Consider the following 17964-nt stretch of genomic DNA (forward strand, 5'->3'; position numbering starts at 1 on the left):
TTTGTTTTTCAAAAGAAAAAACAAATAAAATAAAAATAAAGCATTTACAAAAAAAGAAATTACCTCTATAATACGGATTAACGAAACCGATTGCGTAAAGGAGAGATAGAAATTGAAAAAATTATTTAGTTTTGAGTTTTGGCAGAAATTTGGAAAGGCTTTAATGGTCGTTGTCGCAGTGATGCCAGCTGCTGGTTTGATGATCAGTATCGGGAAATCGATCCCATTGATCAACCCAGATATGGCAGCGCTTGTTACTACGGGTGGCGTTCTTGAAAGTATTGGTTGGGCAATTATTGGAAACTTACATTTATTATTTGCGTTAGCAATAGGTGGTAGCTGGGCGAAAGAACGTGCAGGCGGAGCATTTGCTGCCGGTATCTCATTTGTTTTGATCAATCGGATCACAGGTGCGATCTTTGGTGTGACAACAGAGATGTTAGCAAACGAAGATGCGTTCACACATACGTTGTTCGGCACACGGATCATGGTCAAAGGATTCTTTACGAGTGTACTAGAAGCGCCTGCATTGAATATGGGGGTATTCGTAGGGATCATCGCCGGTTTTGTCGGTGCGATGGCGTATAACAAATACTATAACTACCGTAAATTACCAGATGCACTTTCTTTCTTTAACGGCAAACGCTTTGTTCCTTTTGTAGTGATTCTATGGTCAACGATCGTTGCACTAATTTTGGCAGCAGTTTGGCCAGCAATTCAAGCAGGAATCAACAATTTCGGTTTATGGATCGCACAGTCACAAGATAGTGCGCCAATTTTAGCACCATTTTTATATGGAACATTGGAACGTTTATTATTACCATTCGGGTTACACCATATGTTGACGATTCCAATCAACTATACGCAATTAGGTGGAACGTACGAGATTTTATCTGGTGCACAAGCAGGGACACAAGTATTTGGACAAGATCCATTATGGTTAGCTTGGGCAACTGACTTAGTGAACCTAAGAGGCGCAGGCGACATGTCACAATACGAATTCGTGTTGCAAAACTGGACACCAGCTCGTTTTAAAGTTGGTCAAATGATCGGTTCTTCTGGTATTTTGATGGGGATGGCACTTGCCATGTATCGCAATGTCGACCCAGATAAAAAAGCGAAATACAAATCAATGTACTTCTCAGCTGCTTTAGCTGTCTTTTTAACAGGGGTAACAGAACCACTAGAATTTATGTTTATGTTTGCGGCAGTGCCACTTTATGCCATCTATGCAGTGATCCAAGGGGCAGCTTTTGCAATGGCTGATATTTTACCATTACGTGTCCATTCATTTGGGAACATCGAATTATTGACGCGGACACCATTAGCAATCAAAGCAGGACTTGGCGGTGATTTGATCAACTTCGTCATCTGTGTCATTCTCTTTGGTGTAGTGACTTACTTCTTAGCGAATTTCTTGATCAAGAAATTCAACTTTGCGACACCAGGACGTAACGGAAACTACGACAGCGATAGCGAAGAAACAACAAATGGCACGACAGCCGGACCTGCTGATCAACAAATCATCCAAATCATCCATCTATTAGGTGGAAAAGAAAACATTAAAGACGTGGATGCTTGTATGACACGGTTACGTGTAACAGTTGCCGATCGAGGTAGAGTCGGTTCAGAAGACGCATGGAAGCGTGCAGGCGCAATGGGCTTGATCGTAAAAGACAACGGCGTCCAAGCGGTTTATGGACCAAAAGCGGATGTTTTAAAATCAGATATCGAAGATCTATTGCAATCAGGGGCAGATATCCCTGAACCACAAGTCAAAGAAGTCGTGATGGAAAAAGAAACAGCGACAGCAGCATTAGGGATCGAAAAAGAATTATACGCAGTGGCAAAAGGTGAAGTGATTGCTTTAGCAGAGGTCAATGATCCAGTCTTTTCACAAAAAATGATGGGAGATGGGTTTGCGGTCATTCCTGAAACAGATGCGATCACAGCTCCAGTAGCCGGTAAAATCGTCAGCGTATTCCCAACGAAACACGCAATCGGTATGGAAACAGCGGAAGGTGCAGAAGTACTGATCCACATGGGAATCGATACTGTCCAAATGGCAGAACCTGCATTTGAAGTTTCTGTCAAAGAAGGACAAGAAGTCACACCAGGCACCCAAATTGCACGAATGGATCTAGCCAAAGTCAAAGAACAAGGGAAAGATACAACGATCATGGTCATTTTTACTGATGATAAAGTGAAAGAAGTTGCGATCACCACTCTTGGTTCTGTTGAAATAGGTACAGAAATCGGTAAAATCAAGCTATAATAAATAAAAGAAGTATTCAGAGATTGTGACGAAAAAGCAAGACGATGGGGATTTTTTCTTCAACGATCAGCGCTGACGTAGCAGTCTCTGATTTTTATGTAAAAAGGAAAAGAGGTTCCCAAAAAAATGAAAGTAATGACGTTGAATACGCATAGTTGGTTGGAAGAAGATCCATTCACTAAACTTCAAGAACTCACTGACAAGATTCTAGCCGAGGGATATGATGTGATTGCTTTGCAAGAGGTCAATCAACTGATCCAAACAAATATTGTCAACGAACAACAGTTAGTCGATTTTTGTCCAGTAATGAATCAAACCCCGATTCACGAAGATAATTTCGCTTATTGCCTCGTCCAAAGATTAGCTGAAGCAGGAGAAGCTTATTTTTGGAGTTGGGAAATGAGTCATATCGGGTATGACAAATATGAAGAAGGAAATGCTATTTTATCAAAGACCCCTTTAGACAGTCGGGCATACCTAGTATCCGAAACAAAAGAAAAAGAAAACTATCGTACCCGCATGATCCTCGTTGCTAAGTCCGTGATCGAGAATCAACCGATCGTTGTCGCAAGTTGTCACTTTTCTTGGTGGTCAGATGCAGAAACTGGCTTTGCCTACGAGTGGCAATTCTTACAGAAACAACTCTTAACGTATCAAATGCCTTGTTTGCTAATGGGTGATTTTAATAATCCGGTAGGCGAGGAAGGATATCGCTTAGTGGCAGCTAACCAACTGAAAGTCAAAGACTCATATCTTTTAGCAGAGCAAAAATCTGAAGAAGCCACGATCGAGAAAAAAATCGACGGGTGGGAAAACAACACAGAAGCTTTGCGAATCGACTATATTTTTGTTCCAATGGATAGCAAAGTCAGTGCCTACACGCGCATCTTTGATGGCACGAACGGACCAATCGTTAGTGATCATTTTGGAGTGGCTGTGGAAATGGAACGATAAAGTGAGCGTAAAAATGTAAAAAGGCGGATAAAAAATAAGGACACCTTCTAAAACAATCAGCTGTTTTGAAGGTGTGCTTTTTTTAGCGTTGCTGACTATTCTTGGTGGTCTAGAAAAACATTTGCAAACCAATTTTAGAATGGCTAGATAAGAAGTTGGATAAGTAGACTTGATTTACAGTTAGATCAAGTGGATTCGAAGGAATATTGATATAATCGAGGTAACGAAAAGGAGCAAGCTAAAATAAATAGGGGGGGAATCCATGATCGATTATAAGACCAATGCTCGGATAAATAAAAATGAACTGGAAAATCTCTATCACATTTTTAAAACATAAGCGGGGCTGTGGCAGTCAATCTGTCACAGCCCCGCTTATGTTTTGAACGTCCTAAAAAAATTATAGTTTAGCTGATTTTACATTTTTTTCTTTCCTAAAATTAAATTTTTGTGAAAGATAGATTCCTAAAAATGTCAGCCATCCTGCAATAGTCATACCAACGACGAAGTAGAAATAGATTGGAAGATCGTAATAGAGAATGATCTCGTTGATCCCATTATGCTGTTTGACGATTGGGGTGCCGATATCGGTCAATTCAAAATCTGTCAATTTCTTGCCATTTTGCATCAAGACGGTTCGATCATACACGATAACTGGAACATGCACAGTTGGCTCGCCAGTGTTTTTCCATTTGATGCTCAAGCGTCCATCTGGATGTGATTTGATAAAGGTAGTTTCATTTTCTAAGATTTCTTCATTGTAACGATCGTATTTATTTGCTTTCGTTTGTTCATAGATCGGTAAATAATCCGGCGTCGTTTTTTGGAAAACAAACAAACTTTTGGACATGTCATGACTATAGAAGGTTTTTCTCGCTTCATCAGGTGTATCGAAGAGATACGTATGACGACTGACAAAGGTTTCATCTTCCCATTTATCGAGGTGACGGTATAAGTTTTGGATGGTTTGGACACTACTGAACAAAATCAGTAACGTCGCACCTACACGTAACCAAGTCTTCTTCTCCCAGCGATTGGCGACGATCGCAAAGTAAAGTAAGAAAAGCAACGTAAATGGAACAAAGAAACGAAACGGGAACTGGATCAAGCTAATAAATGGCACTTCGTTTTCAACTAATGTATTCCAAGGGATCAAACTAGTTGAAAGTAGGAAGAACACGACGCTTGTACGTAACAATAGTTTTGGAAACAGTTCTTCGCGTTTTCGGAACAACAAGAAAAATAAAAATCCAGCAAACAAAACGATAGGGAAAATCTTTGGATAATTCAACCAGTAACTTCCCTCAAGATTGATTGCTTTTTCTGTCATTCGTCGGTTGACGAATGGTGGAAGAATCTCGTTACCGCTGTAAACCATCGCCATACCTACCCAAATATTTGCTGTTAGGATAAAGTAAAGCAAAATGGATTTCCCTAATTGGAGAATTGCTTTTCCTTTGTTCGTTTGCGTAAAGAAATAATAACCGTAAAACGGAATGTACATCAACACTAGCATGACGGATGACAGTAAATGGATCTGTGTCATCAAGGCAATCGCGGCAGTCACTTTAAGTACAGGGAATTTCTTATGCACGATGAAATCAACGAGAGGGATCATACATAAAGGATAAAAAACGGTTCCCCAACTCGTAAATCCTTGATTGACAGCCCAATACTGGATCGAATAGGTCGTCATAAATAATATTGAGATCGGCACGCTCACCCAATCACGTACTTTGACGTAGCGCAACAAGGTCAACATGGACCAACCAGCAATAAGGAAGAGGATAAAATTTGATAAGATCTGATAATGGTACCAACTTCTTGCAACGAGTACGATCAACCCTTGGAAGTATGAGAATAACGGACCGTAAATCGCATTGACGATCCGACCGCTTTGTTGAAAGCCATACATCGAAGGGAAGTAGTGTAAGTCACCGTGGATGATTTGTTGTGCTGCATCATAGAAGCGATTATAGTGAAATGGTGCATCGGCCCCGATAATCAATTTTTGTGATAAGATATTCGGCAATACGAAAATAATTGCGAAAATAAAAATCAAAAAATATGGTCTATATTTTTTCAACTGTTCTGCTCCTTTTCATATAATAACTAAACTTATCATAAAGGTTAATGAAAAGAGAGGCAAGGAATTAGAAAAAAACTGAAAATAATATGAAATTATTTATGTAATTCATAAAGAAATCATTGGTAAAGTTATTTAACGAGATTTTTGATGATCAATAGGGAAGTGTTAGTAAAACTTTATTTTAGATCCCCAAAAAAACTATGGGAAAAGTCACTGAACTTCACGATATGAAGGAGTGGCTTTGTTCCCTAAGCTAAGCAAATGGATTATTTATTGATACGACGGTAGTTTTCGTCAAAGTAACGTCCTTCACGAATGTCTTTAGGCATCCCTTCATAAGGTTCTTCACTAATAACATCCTCATTATCAACACCCGCATCACCCATATAAGTAATTGTCGCAAATTCAGGAACGACTAATTTAGGATAAGTTTCATATTTTTCACGAGCAGCTTCCATTTCAGCAATATGTTCGTTTTGGAAAGTGACAGTGATCTCTGGATGTTCTTCGACCCATTTAGGGAAGAAAATCGTACCATGTAGTTTTTTCTCATTTGGCATAAAGTCTAATGCGACATCTGTACCAGTTGGTTCAGTCCAAGTGATTTTAAATACACCATCGGTTAATTTTACAATATCTGCTTCTTGGTCTTTGACCCAACGTCCTTTGACCATTCCACCGTGAATACGATAATCAACGGTATGGTCATTTTTTGCATACCATTCATATTCCCAACCGTTATCATACGTATAGATAAAGTGAGTTCCGATAAAATCTTCTAAGTTTTTGAATTCTTTCATGTAAAACATCCCCTTTAAATTATAACATGTAATAATTTACATGTTTTTGATTACGTGATTATGATAGAATGATTTTGAGAGAATGTCAAGGAGGAAATTTTGATGGCTAGAAAAAATACATTACGCTATATTTTATTGGGACTACTGAGCAAAAAAAATCAAACGGGGTATGAGTTGAACCAAGCATTTAAAAATGAGATCGGTGAATTTTGGCAGGCAAAGCATAGTCAGATCTATCCTGAACTGGCTAAAATGGAAGAACTAGGCATCATCAAACATGAAGTAGGGATCACTGGCGTCAAGCTAGAAAAGAAAATTTATCAGCTGACGGAAGAAGGGCGTATTTTGTTAAACGAATGGATCCATACATCACCAAATGAACTGCCAGTCAACCGTGATGAATTTGTCTTGAAACTTTATTTTGTGAAAGACATCAATGATCCAGCGTGGATCGAGATCCTTGAACAGCAAAAGGAGCTTCATGAAGAAAAAAGACAGCATTTATTGGCTAGACAACAAGTGATTTTCCCGACCAAAAAAGAGCAGCATGAAAACTATGGACACTACTTGATTTTGTCTCACGCAATCAATCGAGAAACCGAATATACCAACTGGTTGACACAAGTATTGGCACAGGAAACAAAAAGAAAATAAAATGGTTTGTTACGATACCTAAACAAAAAAGCCGTCAAAGCCGGAAATAGTTGACTATTTCGGCTTTGACGACTTTTTTAGTATCTGATCGTAACCTCTTGAAGGCATGTGCTAGTGGATTTGAAAAAGCAAAGTACGCACTTTTTTATTTCTCCAGTATTTTTTTGGGATCGATCGTTTCATCTGCGGGGATGATTTTATAAGACAATTCGTCTGTTTCTTCGTCGTGGATAATACATAACTGCTCTGCATCGTTGAAGTCGCCAATCAAAAGGAGTGTGTAACGTTCATCGATCAACTCGATGTCTTTGATGGACTTTGAGAAAACTTTTCGGACATGGTGCATTTTGTTTAAACGTTCCTGAGCTTTTTCAGCGGCTTTGGTCAACGTGTACCCTTCATCTAAAAATTTCTTGATGATCTCAACTTTGACCACTGTCGGTAATCGGTATTTTCTTGCACAATTCGCGTCAGCAGTGACGGATCGGATAAAGCCTTTTTGCTCCCAATACCTCAATTGTCGTGGTGAAACCCCGACAATTTCACTTAGCTCACTAATTCCTATTAATAAATGATCATTTTCTAATAACTGTTTTAGTGAAGCCCCCACCATTCATCACACTCCTTTGTTGGTTGTTCCCTTAATTATACTTTTGTTGACTATCGTGTCAAGTAGGTTGACAAAAGTCGAAAATAGGAATAAAGTATCTTAGTGATTTCAGAAAACATTCAGAAAGAAGGAGAAACATGAGTAAGAATCAACCCGTAGATATTTACGGAAAACCATACAATCGTACACTACTAGTTGTTGTTTTATTGATTGGGACCTTTTGTACCGTCTTGAATCAAACCTTATTAACAACTGCTTTTCCAGCATTGATGAAAGCTTTTGATATTTCAGCTTCTGATGTGCAATGGTTGACTACAGGCTTTTTATTAGTGAATGGGATCATGATTCCGATCACTGCTTGGTTGATCAATAAATTTAGTTCTAGAAAATTATATCTGTCTGCGATGACGATTTTTTTGATTGGAACGATCACCTGTTTTACCGCTCCTAACTTTAGTACACTACTTATTGGACGCTTGATTCAAGCTTGTGGTGTTGGGGTATCTATGCCATTATTGCAAAATATCATGTTATCGATCTTCCCACCAGAAAAACGAGGTTCTGCTATGGGGATGTCTGGGATCGTGATTGGTTTAGCGCCAGCATTAGGACCAACACTTTCTGGCTATATCATTGACAATTATCATTGGCGTGATTTGTTTGGAATGGTCATTCCAATCGTCGTTCTTGTGTTAGTATTAGCATTCTTTTTGATGCGAAGTGTGATTCCTTTGTCAAATCCAAGTATCGATATTTTCTCTGCGATTCTTTCAACGATTGGATTTGGTAGCTTGCTTTATGGTTTCTCAAGTGTTGGGGATGCCGGTTGGGGAAGCGCGAAAGTGATTGGCTTCTTGATCGTTGGCGTGATTTTCATCGCCGCATTTGCTTGGCGTCAACTACATTTAGAACATCCATTCTTAGAGTTACGCGTCTTCAAATCACCAACCTTCACGATTGCAGCAATCCTAGCTGGAGTAACGAATATGGCAATGGTCGGAGCTGAAATGGTCGTTCCATTATATATTCAAAACATTCGTGGAGAGTCTGCATTCCATTCTGGTTTGATGCTACTTCCTGGAGCATTGATCATGGGGGCAATGATGCCGATCACTGGTGCAATTTTTGATAAACACGGAGCAAAACGTCTTGCGATCGTTGGGATGTTCATCTTGACAGCAGCAACCGCACCTTTTGCATTTTTGACTGAAACTACACCAGTATTGTATATCGTTATTCTTTACGCAATTCGTATGTTTGGGATCTCGATGGTCATGATGCCAGTGACAACCTCAGGGATGAATGCTTTACCTAACAATCTGATCAGTCATGGTACAGCAGTCAACAATACATTCCGTCAAATCGCAAGTTCGATCGGAACCGCAATTTTGATCAGTGTGTTGACGAACGTCACGAAAGACAATCTACCAACTGATGCTGTGTTGAAAAGTACGCCTTTAGCCTACAAAGATCAAGCGATAAATGCGACTTTATCCGGATACCATGCTGCGTTCTTCGTAGCAATCATTTTCGGATTGATCGGTTTTACGATTGCTTTCTTCTTAAAAAGAAAAGAACCAGTAGTGATGGAAGTGGGGGATAACGCATGATTATTTTCGTATTGATTGCCAGTGTCATTGCCTTTGCTTTGACGAATGTTTTTGCCAAAAAAATGTGGCAGACACTTCTTTCATTCGTCTTTGGTTTACTTTTTGTTCTCTCATTAGGACTGATCGTAGGAAATATCACCAACCATTTTGGTATGAAAGAAGTGACAGAAACTAAAACTACACCGATCGTTTCAAGTGCAGACCAATCAGAGATCAATATGTTGCTCTACAAGTCCCTTGGAGATGGAACAGAAAAAGTCTACTTGTACCGAACAGATGACAAGCAAAAAGAACCAAAGGCAACTGGAACGAAAAATGAAACAAATAAAGTCGAACAAACAGAAGGTACAGCCGAAAAAGTCAGTGAAACAACTTACTGGGTCTATAAAAATGACCAGTACAAATTCTGGTTCAACTTAGCGGATAATAACCATGAATTTGAGCGTCGTGTCAATACGTTCAAAATTCCGGCTGATTGGATCGAATTAAGTACCGACCAAGCTTCTGAATTGGCAAAACGTGTCGAAGAACAAAAAAGCACGATGGAAGCCGATGCCCAAAATTTTGTTAAAGAAGGTTTGATGAAAGCCATCGCCCAAAACCCAGCGATGACTCAAGAAGAACAACAACAAGTATCAAAAGACTTAGCGACAGCCTATCAAAAACAAGCATTGGCAAAATTAGTTGAAGAAGTGAAGAAGTAAATCGTTTAATAATAGGACAAAAATAGTGGATGAAGTATTCGACAACATACTTTATCCACTATTTTTTATGGAAGTAGGAGTGAAGAAGAAAAATTAGATTTTTACGTATTTAAAGAGTAGTAGATAGAAAGTTCGTAAAAGAAAGGAGGAAACGAAATACGAATAAGAAAATCACTACCAAGGACAATTATGTATATACATAGAGGGGGGCGTTTATAATGGAGATGTTGCCAATAAAAAAATGGGGAAACAGTAATGGTCTTAGGTTACCAAAATATATCATGAAATACCTTGAAATCCATACAGAAGATAAAGTGAAAATCATACAGGAAGAGAAGAACGGGAAAAAACGTTTGATCATCGAAGCGACTACTCCAGAAAATGAATGGACAATTGAGCAATTGTTTGCAAACTACAAAGAAGAAAGGACTCATGTAGATCTTCAGAATCTGGGTGAGACAGTAGGAAATGAAAATGGCGAGAATGACTAGATAAAGGGATATTTTATTAATTTATATAAAATAGGTACTTACATTGTTTCACCTTGTAATTACATGGTATACTTTTAAAAAAAGGAGGAATGACTTATGATTTCAACAAAAACAAGAAAACAAGGGAATTCCCTTGTGATTACGCTTCCTGCAAAGTTAGGCATAAAAGAAGGTGAAGAATTTCATATTATAAAAAAAGAAAATGGTACAGTTGCTTTAATTCCAAAAGTTGAAGATTTTTTTGAATCCGCTAAAGAAGGTGAATTTTATTTCCCAGAATTAGGGGTTGATTACACGCCACATGGAGGCGAACTAGATGAGCTATAAGCCACGCCAACGAGATATCGTTCTTCTTGACTTTGAACCGTCAAAAGGTTATGAAGTTAAGAAGAGACGACCGGCTTTAATTATGAGTAAGGATGCGTACAATTTAGCAACAAATTTAATTATAGTATGCCCAATTACTACAAGTGATAAAAATAGACCATTTCTTGTGCCTATTCAAAGCGATAAGTTCAAGCTAGATGAAGTGAAGAGAAGCAAAGTAAATACGCTTCAAGTATTCTCTCTTGACTATACCGAAAAAGCTAAAAGAAATGTTAAATACGTTGATACATTAGAGGAAGAAGCTTTTTTCGATATAGCACAAAGATTTCTTAAAAATTTTTCTTTCCCTATTTAGAGATCAGGTGGTTGAGAATCAATTTATTTTTAGGAAGAATCAACTTATTTCATTTGATAAGTAGATATATAGGCCGTTTTTAGAAACCGCGAGCTACATAGTACGAACAAAAGAATAAAGCAAAAACACAGTTGGTTTTGACAAGTAATATCAAAATCAACTGTGTTTTTTTCAATTATATTTTACTATTCTGCTCTTAAAGCAATCGCTGCATCTTTCTTCGCTGCCATACGAGCTGGGATGTGTCCGCCTAACATCGTTAAGATCGTTGATACAACAATCAAGATCAAGGCGTGTACAGGATTTAGTTGAGCAACATTTTCTAAATCAGTCATGCTGTACAATAGGCTATTGATTGGGAAAGTCGCTAACCATGCGATCAGGACACCTAATAGTCCAGAAGAAATCCCCAAAATACAAGTTTCAGCATCGAATACGCGAGTGATATCTTTCTTACGTGCACCTAATGCTTTCAAGACACCGATCTCTTTTGTCCGTTCGATGACAGAAGTATAAGTGATGATACTGATCATGATCATACTTGTAACAAGTGAGATACCTGCAAAAGCAATCAAGACATATGTGATAGCATCCATCAATCCACCAGTCAATTCAGTCATTGTACCAGCTAGATCGGAATAGATGATTTTATCTTCATCTGATTTTCCTTTATTAAAGTCATCTAAGTAGTTTAGAATTTCTTCTTTATCGCCGAAATTATTTGGATAGATCATAATACTTGAAGGTAAGCTATCTCCACCCAAATAGCTGATCAGTGTTTGTTTCGCTGATTCATCTACTTTTTCAGTCGTCAATACATTCATATCACTGTCTTTTTGTGCTTGAACAATTTCAGAATCTTTATTTTCATTGACGATTTCTGTCGTTAATTGATCGCTGTAAGCAATACCAGGAGATAACAGATTCATCGTAGAAGAAGATTTGACCCGTAAAATACCAGAAATCTTAACTTCTCTAGTTGCATCTTCATACATTGCTTGATAATCCGTATTAGGAATAAAGTTTCCTGTCGGTAATTTTGTATAGTACGTATCGTTGTTCACTAATTTGAACGTTGTGCCGACGATCTTGTCAAAATCAAGTGTTTCACCGTCTTTTACGTCAAATCCTAGATTTTTCAACGCATTGATGTTTGTATTATTATTGCCGTCTACGATCAATACGACATCATTTGCAGAAGTAGGGTAGCTGCCAGAAAGCAATGAGTAATTCGACTCTAAGAAATTGTCTTTTTGGTCGTCTAATTGTGTTGGGAAACTAGAAACTCCTACACCAGTCATTGAAGACATCGCACTTGAGAATGACAATGATTCAGAATCAGGGTTTTGATTCGAAAAGCTAACAGGCTGTACGTCACCGTCAACATCTCTTAACAAATTGATACCAGTCGTGCGGGTAAAACCAATGTTATTACTTAGGTTAGGATCGATATTCGTTACATAATCAACATATTCTTGGTCGATATTGTTTGTATGTTGCGCCCGATCTTCGTCGCTGATCTTGGCTGTGACAGTTTTTGTATCTGGATAATCGGCTGTATTCGAGCTCAAACCATCCGATCCAGAAGGTGGGCTAGTGGTAACTCTGGAAATCGTGATTGGAAAACGAGCCATCGTTTCTGATTGTGTTTCATCGATTTGTTTTTGGAAGCCTGTAGATAAAGATAGTACGATCGCAATCCCGATAATCCCAATACTTGAAGCAAAGGAAGTCAGGAATGTCCGTCCTTTTTTCGTGCGAATATTATTGAAAGATAATTTTAGTGCGGTCCAAAAGCTCATCTTTGTCCGACGTAGATTGAATTGATCATCTTTCGGACGTTCGATATGCGGATTGGAGTCAGAGACGATTTGTCCGTCTGAGAACTCAATGATCCGATCGGCATATTCATGTGCCAATTCAGGATTATGGGTAACCATGATCACTAGCTTTTCATTCGATAATTCTTCGATCAACTTCATGATCTGTACGCTTGTTTCGGTATCTAAAGCACCAGTTGGTTCATCACACAATAGAATATCCGGATCATTTGCTAAAGCACGTGCAATGGCGACCCGTTGCATTTGTCCCCCGGATAATTGATTGGGCTTTTTGTGCATATGGTCAGTTAAGCCAACGCGACGTAATGATTCCTCGGCTTTTTTACGTTTCTCATCTTTCGAAACGCCACTTAACGTCATTCCAAGCTCGACATTTTCAATGATTCCTAGATGACCGATCAAGTTGTAGCTTTGGAACACAAAACCGATGGAATTGTTACGGTAAGCATCCCAATCGCTATCTTTAAAATCTTTTGTGGACTTTCCGTTGATGACCATATCGCCAGAATCGTAATTATCCAAGCCGCCGATCACGTTCAACATGGTTGTTTTACCAGAACCACTTGGGCCTAAAATAGCTACAAATTCTTTTTTTCTAAAAGCGACGGATACGCCGTCTAATGCTTTTGTTGTTGTTTCACCAACTTTATAATATTTCTTTATCTCTTTTAATTGTAACATTGTCACCCTTCTTTCCATTTGAAATATTGGTTATACTTAAAGTATAACAGAACAATGAACGTAGTATAATGAATGAATATTAACTGAATATGAACAATCAGAAAAAAAACTGAAATTTTTCAAATAAATAAAGAGGAGAAACAATGAATCGAATATTATTAGTAGAAGATGATGAACGGTTGAAACAGCTTTATCAATCCGTTTTGGAACGAGCAGGATTTCTGATCTTTGCAGTCACGAATGGTGTAGAAGCATTGAAACAATTAGAAAGTACGCAAGTGGATATGATCATTACCGACATCATGATGCCTGCAATGGATGGCTATGAATTGTTAGCAACGTTACGAAACAGTCGCATAGAGACACCTGTTTTGATCATCACAGCAAAAGCAGATTTTGAAGACAAAAAGAAAGGCTTTCAGTTAGGTACGGATGATTATATGACCAAACCGGTGGATGTCAATGAAATGGTGTTGCGTGTGGAAGCCTTGTTACGACGAGCGAAAATCAATCATAGTCATCAGTTGAACATCGGTCAAACTAGTTTGAACCAAGAAACCTATGAAGTGATCGAACACGATCGGGCAACACTGCTTCCACAAAAAGAATTTCAATTATTGTACAAATTACTTTCTTACCCGAATAAAATCTTTACCCGCCAACAGTTGATGGATGATATTTGGGGCTTGGACACAAACACGGAAGAACGGACGATCGATGTGCATATCAAACGATTGCGTACACGTTTTATTGAAAATGATGATTTTCAGATCGTGACCGTTCGTGGCTTAGGCTACAAGGCGGTGATCTGATGCGTAAAAAAATATTTTCACAATTATGGATCTATTTTGCTTGTATTGTTTTTGTTTCCATTTTAGTCACTCTGTTGTGTTTCTTAGGGTTTATCTTCTTGTTGTCACACAAAACAGTTCCTGCGTCAGAGCAACAAGCGACGTGGTTTCCTTTAGTCGTTTTCGCAGGATTTAGTATGATGGTGGGCACAGGAATCTCGATTTTTGTCGGTCGGCGGATCTTACTGCCAATCAGTGACTTGCGAATGAATATGAGTAAAGTAGCAACTGGCGATTTTTCGATTCGGATGGACGAACAACAAAAAGTGGAAGAAGTGCAGCAGTTATACAAGGATTTCAACGTGATGGTCCAAGAATTGAGTAGTATCGAAACATTACGAAATGACTTTGTTTCCAATGTCTCCCATGAATTTAAGACGCCCATTGCAACGATCCAAGGGTATGTCCAATTGTTGCAAGCACCGAATATTTCAGAAGAGGAGAAGCAGGTTTTCTTGCAACGGATCATTGAAAGCATCACCCAACTTTCACAGTTGACAGAAAACACCTTGAAGCTGAATAAATTAGAAAATCAACGGATCCAATTAGACAAGCGACCGTTTCGTTTAGATGAACAGATCCGTGAAGTCATTGTATTTTTACAACCTAAATGGGAGCAAGAACAACTTCAACTAGAGATCGATCTGGAAAGTGTCAGCTATGTGGGCAATGAAGAATTTTTATATCAAGTATGGTTGAATATCATGGATAATGCCATCAAGTACAATCAACCTCAAGGGAAAATCACGATTCGCTTAAAACAAAGTGCAACCCAAGTGATCGTTGAAGTGACCGATTCCGGTGTGGGGATGGATCAAGAAACACAGGCAAGGGTTTTTGAGAAATTTTATCAAGGGGAATCCAGTCGCCAATTTTCTGGGAACGGACTAGGTCTATCTTTAGTCAAAAAAATCATTGAATTGCATCATGGAAAAATCAGCTACAACAGTATTCCGAAGGTTGGCACGACCGTCATCATTCAATTAGAGAAAGAGAACATGCTACCAACTTCTCCGGTGGAATAAGAGAGGGAAATGAACAGTTAATGATCTATAGGAGCAATAAACCAACAAAAACGAAGAAAAAAACGCCGCTTCTGATTCAATCGCTCTAAGGTGTATTTTTCAAGTAATATATAGTTGGAAAAGTGTACGAAGACATATCGTACATAAGTGAGCATTCGTATATTTTTCTAATAACCGTTATTGGAGGAATGATAGGAAATGAAAAAACAAGTCGGTTTATTGCTCGGACTGTTGACGTTAAGTGTTGGACTAAGCGGAGCCAATCCCATCGTCATTGCAGATGAAGCAACTCATTCTCATGATACTCCCGTGGCATTATTGAAACAGGATTCACTCTTAGGCACCCTCGTGACAAAATCAAGTACAGCGGATGAAAAACAAACCGATCGTGGTATCGGTTATTATTGGAAATTCCATACCTGTGGCTATCATAGTAAGTGGCATCTATTCCCTGGAACAGCAGTTTCTGCTGCCAATAAACATGCGCAGCAATATGATCATGTCACTTCTGTTTATCCCAATTAGCAAGCGATAACTTTAGAATGGAGTGGAACAAAAGATGAATGAAACGTGGTTGAGTAGAAATAAAAAAGAATTGATCCGTCTCTCTCTTGCCATTTTTTTAGGTATCACGCTAAGCCTTATCGTGTGCGCATTGCTTTAAGTTAGAGGAGATTGAAAAACACGCATCTAATAGGAACAAAGACCGAGAATCATTGTGGTCTTTGTTCCTTTTTTTGCACGTGCGGTTTTTAGGATGTACTAGTTTACTTTCAAGAATGATCCACTGATTCAGAGAACTATTCATAAATTTTTCTTGCAAACAATATTATACGTGATATAATATTGGTGAATATAAAATATTGCAAACTATAAAGAAGGTGAAGTAATGCATATCCAAGTCCCAACAGTTTTACTCGATGGTACGGTTTTAGCAGCTTTGAGCAGAGAAGACATGTACGGTTACGCATTAACGAAAATAGTCCAAGAAAGTTTATCTGTCAGTGAATCAACGATGTATCCAGTTTTACGCAGATTAAAACAAGAAGAATACTTAGAAACATACGACGAACCATTCGAAGGTAGAAATCGCCGATATTACCGCTTAACTCCGAAAGGGCGTCAACATTTAGAAGAAATCATTGATAAATGGATCGTGTTTAGAGATTCCTTAAACCGATTACTGGAGGAGAATACGAATGAATGAATATTTAAATGATGTGTTGGATGAACTTCAAGAAATCCCTGAAGATGACCGCTTTGATATTATTCAATATTATGAAGAATACTTTTTAGATTCTGGAAAAACAGTGGAAGAAGTCATGGATGAATACGGCTCACCAAAACAATTTGCCTTGAAGGTGAAAATCAATTATTACTCGGAACAAGACGACGATGAATCAGAATACAGCCAAAGTCCTAAACGAAAAATCCGTTTGATTTGGATGATCGTTATCGGCTTATGTGCCTCTCCGTTACTGGTTCCTTTGGCATTAGCTTTTATTCTAGCGATTTTTGGTATTCTGATTGGTTTGATCGGCGTGGTTATTGGGATCTATGTTGTATGTATCAGTATTTTAGGAGCAGGTTTATTTTCGATCATTTCAGGGGTTGCTGTTTTGCAACAATCGATTGCTAGTGGGCTGTTCTTTGTAGGACTAGGTTTACTTGCCACGGGAGGTGCTGTTTTCTTTGCACCATTACTGTTAAAAGGCACCAAATGGCTATTCCAAATGATGATGAACTTTGTCAAATGGGTAGGACGCCGTTTCATCACAAAACGAGCAATCCATACGACAAATAGTGGGGTGTAAACAATGAAATTAAAATATATCTTAGGAGCAGGGTTAGGATTAATGATCGTTGGTGGTTTGATGGCAGGATTAAGTTATGCTTCTGGTGCCCAAACGAGTTTGACTTGGGAAGGTGGACCAAGAATCATAGAAATGGCTCATGAAACAAAAGATTTCTCGTCCGATAAAATCGACAAAGTCGTTATCCAAGCAGATCACCAAAATATCGTGATCCAGCGAGGCGTAAGCTTTAGTGTCGAAACTTCTCATGATAAAACACAAAAACCAAAGATCAATGCGGAAGATGGTACATTGGATATTTCTGCTGATGGACAAACTCCGGCAGCAATGATCAACATGACAGATACACGCTCAATGTTGAAAATCACGATACCTAGAAGTGTAACCTTAGACGAATTAGTGGTTGAAGGTAGAAACAATGAATTAATGTTAGATGAATTCAGTAGTAAGAAAATCAACTTGAACACAGCACACACTTGGACATCGATCAATGAAGTAACCGGGGAAGCTCTTACTGTAGAGAGTCAAATGGGTTCGCTCAATCTGACTGAACTATCCATGAAACAAGTGAAACTAGAAGTAAGTGATGGCAGTATCTATTTTAATGATAATGAAAAAGCAATAAAAGGCGAAGTTACCCTGCAAAATAGTAGTATTGAGTTCTATGATAATGAAGATCAAGGTTTGTCTGTGGCACTAGATGGTGATTCTTACATCAACAAAAATTATGAACCATTAACAACGAAGACTTACAATCGAGGTAACAAAGATCTCAAAGTGACTGGTCACAATAGTCAAGTGAATTTGACGGATGAAGATTACGAAGAGTTTCCGATGGATGATGAGGATTATGAAGTGTATGATTGATCGTTGATCTGTCAAGACT

18 protein-coding genes are annotated in these 17964 nt (G+C 38.5%); 14 read left to right on the top strand and 4 right to left on the bottom strand.

All coding sequences use genetic code 11. From position 1 onward, the window contains the following. Positions 1-112: 112 nt before the first annotated feature. Together DOK79_RS08155 and DOK79_RS08160 are read left to right on the top strand one after the other, a co-directional pair. Entirely contained in the window at positions 113-2275 is a 2163-nt protein-coding gene (locus tag DOK79_RS08155; protein ID WP_206855779.1) for a PTS transporter subunit IIBC, read from the top strand. 126 nt (positions 2276-2401) lie between these two features. After that, entirely contained in the window at positions 2402-3229 is an 828-nt protein-coding gene (locus tag DOK79_RS08160; protein ID WP_206855782.1) for an endonuclease/exonuclease/phosphatase family protein, read from the top strand. 397 nt (positions 3230-3626) lie between these two features. On the opposite strand, the gene DOK79_RS08165 is transcribed toward DOK79_RS08160, so the two are convergent. Together DOK79_RS08165 and DOK79_RS08170 are read right to left on the bottom strand one after the other, a co-directional pair. Next, positions 3627-5312 (bottom strand): hypothetical protein, encoded by a 1686-nt coding sequence (locus tag DOK79_RS08165; protein ID WP_206855785.1) that lies wholly within the window; start codon positions 5310-5312, stop codon positions 3627-3629. A 269-nt stretch (positions 5313-5581) separates the two neighbouring features. Then, entirely contained in the window at positions 5582-6115 is a 534-nt protein-coding gene (locus tag DOK79_RS08170) for a phenolic acid decarboxylase (protein ID WP_206855788.1), read from the bottom strand. A 102-nt stretch (positions 6116-6217) separates the two neighbouring features. Here DOK79_RS08170 and DOK79_RS08175 point away from each other — a divergent pair, with 102 nt between their 5' ends. After that, on the top strand, positions 6218-6769 hold the full coding sequence (locus tag DOK79_RS08175; RefSeq protein ID WP_206855791.1) for a PadR family transcriptional regulator: 552 nt from the start codon (positions 6218-6220) through the stop codon (positions 6767-6769). Between the two features lie 145 nt (positions 6770-6914). Here the strand turns inward: DOK79_RS08175 and DOK79_RS08180 are convergent, their stop codons facing one another. Further along, complete coding sequence (locus tag DOK79_RS08180) at positions 6915-7382, bottom strand: MerR family transcriptional regulator (RefSeq protein ID WP_206855793.1); 468 nt, start codon at positions 7380-7382, stop codon at positions 6915-6917. Positions 7383-7516: 134 nt separating this feature from the next. Here DOK79_RS08180 and DOK79_RS08185 point away from each other — a divergent pair, with 134 nt between their 5' ends. The 5 genes from DOK79_RS08185 (at position 7517) to DOK79_RS08205 (ending at position 10866) form a co-directional block, all read left to right on the top strand. Beyond that, positions 7517-8989 carry an MDR family MFS transporter gene (locus tag DOK79_RS08185; RefSeq protein WP_206855796.1) on the top strand — a complete coding sequence of 491 codons (1473 nt, stop codon included), beginning with the start codon at positions 7517-7519 and terminating at the stop codon, positions 8987-8989. Then, on the top strand, positions 8986-9693 hold the full coding sequence (locus DOK79_RS08190; protein ID WP_206855799.1) for a DUF4811 domain-containing protein: 708 nt from the start codon (positions 8986-8988) through the stop codon (positions 9691-9693). The genes DOK79_RS08185 and DOK79_RS08190 overlap by 4 nt, the downstream gene beginning before the upstream one ends. Positions 9694-9911: 218 nt before the next feature. Next, a complete protein-coding gene (locus tag DOK79_RS08195; protein WP_206855801.1) occupies positions 9912-10184 on the top strand; it encodes a PbsX family transcriptional regulator in 273 nt (90 codons plus the stop codon). Positions 10185-10280: 96 nt separating this feature from the next. Further along, the gene (gene mazE / locus DOK79_RS08200) at positions 10281-10511 is read left to right on the top strand and encodes a type II toxin-antitoxin system PemI/MazE family antitoxin (RefSeq protein WP_206855804.1); all 231 of its coding nucleotides are present in this window, start codon (positions 10281-10283) and stop codon (positions 10509-10511) included. Continuing rightward, on the top strand, positions 10501-10866 hold the full coding sequence (locus DOK79_RS08205) for a type II toxin-antitoxin system PemK/MazF family toxin (RefSeq protein ID WP_206855806.1): 366 nt from the start codon (positions 10501-10503) through the stop codon (positions 10864-10866). The genes mazE and DOK79_RS08205 overlap by 11 nt, the downstream gene beginning before the upstream one ends. A gap of 185 nt (positions 10867-11051) precedes the next feature. Here the strand turns inward: DOK79_RS08205 and DOK79_RS08210 are convergent, their stop codons facing one another. Next, positions 11052-13388, bottom strand: a complete 2337-nt coding sequence (locus DOK79_RS08210) for an ABC transporter ATP-binding protein/permease (RefSeq protein WP_206855809.1) — start codon at positions 13386-13388, stop codon at positions 11052-11054. 143 nt (positions 13389-13531) lie between these two features. Between DOK79_RS08210 and DOK79_RS08215 the strand changes: the two genes are divergently transcribed. The 6 genes from DOK79_RS08215 to DOK79_RS08240 all read left to right on the top strand — a co-directional run bounded on the left by DOK79_RS08215 (position 13532) and on the right by DOK79_RS08240 (position 17945). Beyond that, positions 13532-14200: a response regulator transcription factor gene (locus DOK79_RS08215; RefSeq protein ID WP_206855812.1), complete on the top strand. Its 669-nt coding sequence runs from the start codon at positions 13532-13534 to the stop codon at positions 14198-14200. Then, on the top strand, positions 14200-15264 hold the full coding sequence (locus tag DOK79_RS08220; RefSeq protein ID WP_206855815.1) for a HAMP domain-containing sensor histidine kinase: 1065 nt from the start codon (positions 14200-14202) through the stop codon (positions 15262-15264). The genes DOK79_RS08215 and DOK79_RS08220 overlap by 1 nt, the downstream gene beginning before the upstream one ends. Positions 15265-15462: 198 nt before the next feature. Next, positions 15463-15789, top strand: a complete 327-nt coding sequence (locus DOK79_RS08225) for a hypothetical protein (protein ID WP_206855818.1) — start codon at positions 15463-15465, stop codon at positions 15787-15789. A 364-nt stretch (positions 15790-16153) separates the two neighbouring features. Continuing rightward, entirely contained in the window at positions 16154-16471 is a 318-nt protein-coding gene (locus tag DOK79_RS08230) for a PadR family transcriptional regulator (protein ID WP_206855821.1), read from the top strand. After that, a complete protein-coding gene (locus DOK79_RS08235) occupies positions 16464-17078 on the top strand; it encodes a DUF1700 domain-containing protein (protein ID WP_206855823.1) in 615 nt (204 codons plus the stop codon). Before DOK79_RS08230 ends, DOK79_RS08235 begins: the two co-directional genes overlap by 8 nt. Positions 17079-17081: 3 nt before the next feature. Next, on the top strand, positions 17082-17945 hold the full coding sequence (locus DOK79_RS08240; protein ID WP_206855825.1) for a DUF4097 family beta strand repeat-containing protein: 864 nt from the start codon (positions 17082-17084) through the stop codon (positions 17943-17945). Positions 17946-17964: the final 19 nt, after the last annotated feature.

Source organism: Enterococcus sp. DIV1094 (assembly GCF_017316305.2).
Classification (GTDB): Bacteria; Bacillota; Bacilli; order Lactobacillales; family Enterococcaceae; genus Enterococcus_B; species Enterococcus_B mangumiae.

Bases quoted from the DNA above. Each gene is read 5' to 3' on its own strand.
- mazE (WP_206855804.1), top strand. From the start codon at position 10,281: ATGATTTCAACAAAAACAAGAAAACAAGGGAATTCCCTTGTGATTACG.
- DOK79_RS08220 (WP_206855815.1), top strand. From the start codon at position 14,200: ATGCGTAAAAAAATATTTTCACAATTATGGATCTATTTTGCTTGTATT.
- DOK79_RS08170 (WP_206855788.1), bottom strand. From the start codon at position 6,115: ATGAAAGAATTCAAAAACTTAGAAGATTTTATCGGAACTCACTTTATC.
- DOK79_RS08240 (WP_206855825.1), top strand. From the start codon at position 17,082: ATGAAATTAAAATATATCTTAGGAGCAGGGTTAGGATTAATGATCGTT.
- DOK79_RS08210 (WP_206855809.1), bottom strand. From the start codon at position 13,388: ATGTTACAATTAAAAGAGATAAAGAAATATTATAAAGTTGGTGAAACA.
- DOK79_RS08195 (WP_206855801.1), top strand. From the start codon at position 9,912: ATGGAGATGTTGCCAATAAAAAAATGGGGAAACAGTAATGGTCTTAGG.
- DOK79_RS08180 (WP_206855793.1), bottom strand. From the start codon at position 7,382: ATGGTGGGGGCTTCACTAAAACAGTTATTAGAAAATGATCATTTATTA.
- DOK79_RS08235 (WP_206855823.1), top strand. From the start codon at position 16,464: ATGAATGAATATTTAAATGATGTGTTGGATGAACTTCAAGAAATCCCT.
- DOK79_RS08215 (WP_206855812.1), top strand. From the start codon at position 13,532: ATGAATCGAATATTATTAGTAGAAGATGATGAACGGTTGAAACAGCTT.
- DOK79_RS08190 (WP_206855799.1), top strand. From the start codon at position 8,986: ATGATTATTTTCGTATTGATTGCCAGTGTCATTGCCTTTGCTTTGACG.
- DOK79_RS08160 (WP_206855782.1), top strand. From the start codon at position 2,402: ATGAAAGTAATGACGTTGAATACGCATAGTTGGTTGGAAGAAGATCCA.
- DOK79_RS08175 (WP_206855791.1), top strand. From the start codon at position 6,218: ATGGCTAGAAAAAATACATTACGCTATATTTTATTGGGACTACTGAGC.
- DOK79_RS08185 (WP_206855796.1), top strand. From the start codon at position 7,517: ATGAGTAAGAATCAACCCGTAGATATTTACGGAAAACCATACAATCGT.
- DOK79_RS08205 (WP_206855806.1), top strand. From the start codon at position 10,501: ATGAGCTATAAGCCACGCCAACGAGATATCGTTCTTCTTGACTTTGAA.
- DOK79_RS08225 (WP_206855818.1), top strand. From the start codon at position 15,463: ATGAAAAAACAAGTCGGTTTATTGCTCGGACTGTTGACGTTAAGTGTT.
- DOK79_RS08230 (WP_206855821.1), top strand. From the start codon at position 16,154: ATGCATATCCAAGTCCCAACAGTTTTACTCGATGGTACGGTTTTAGCA.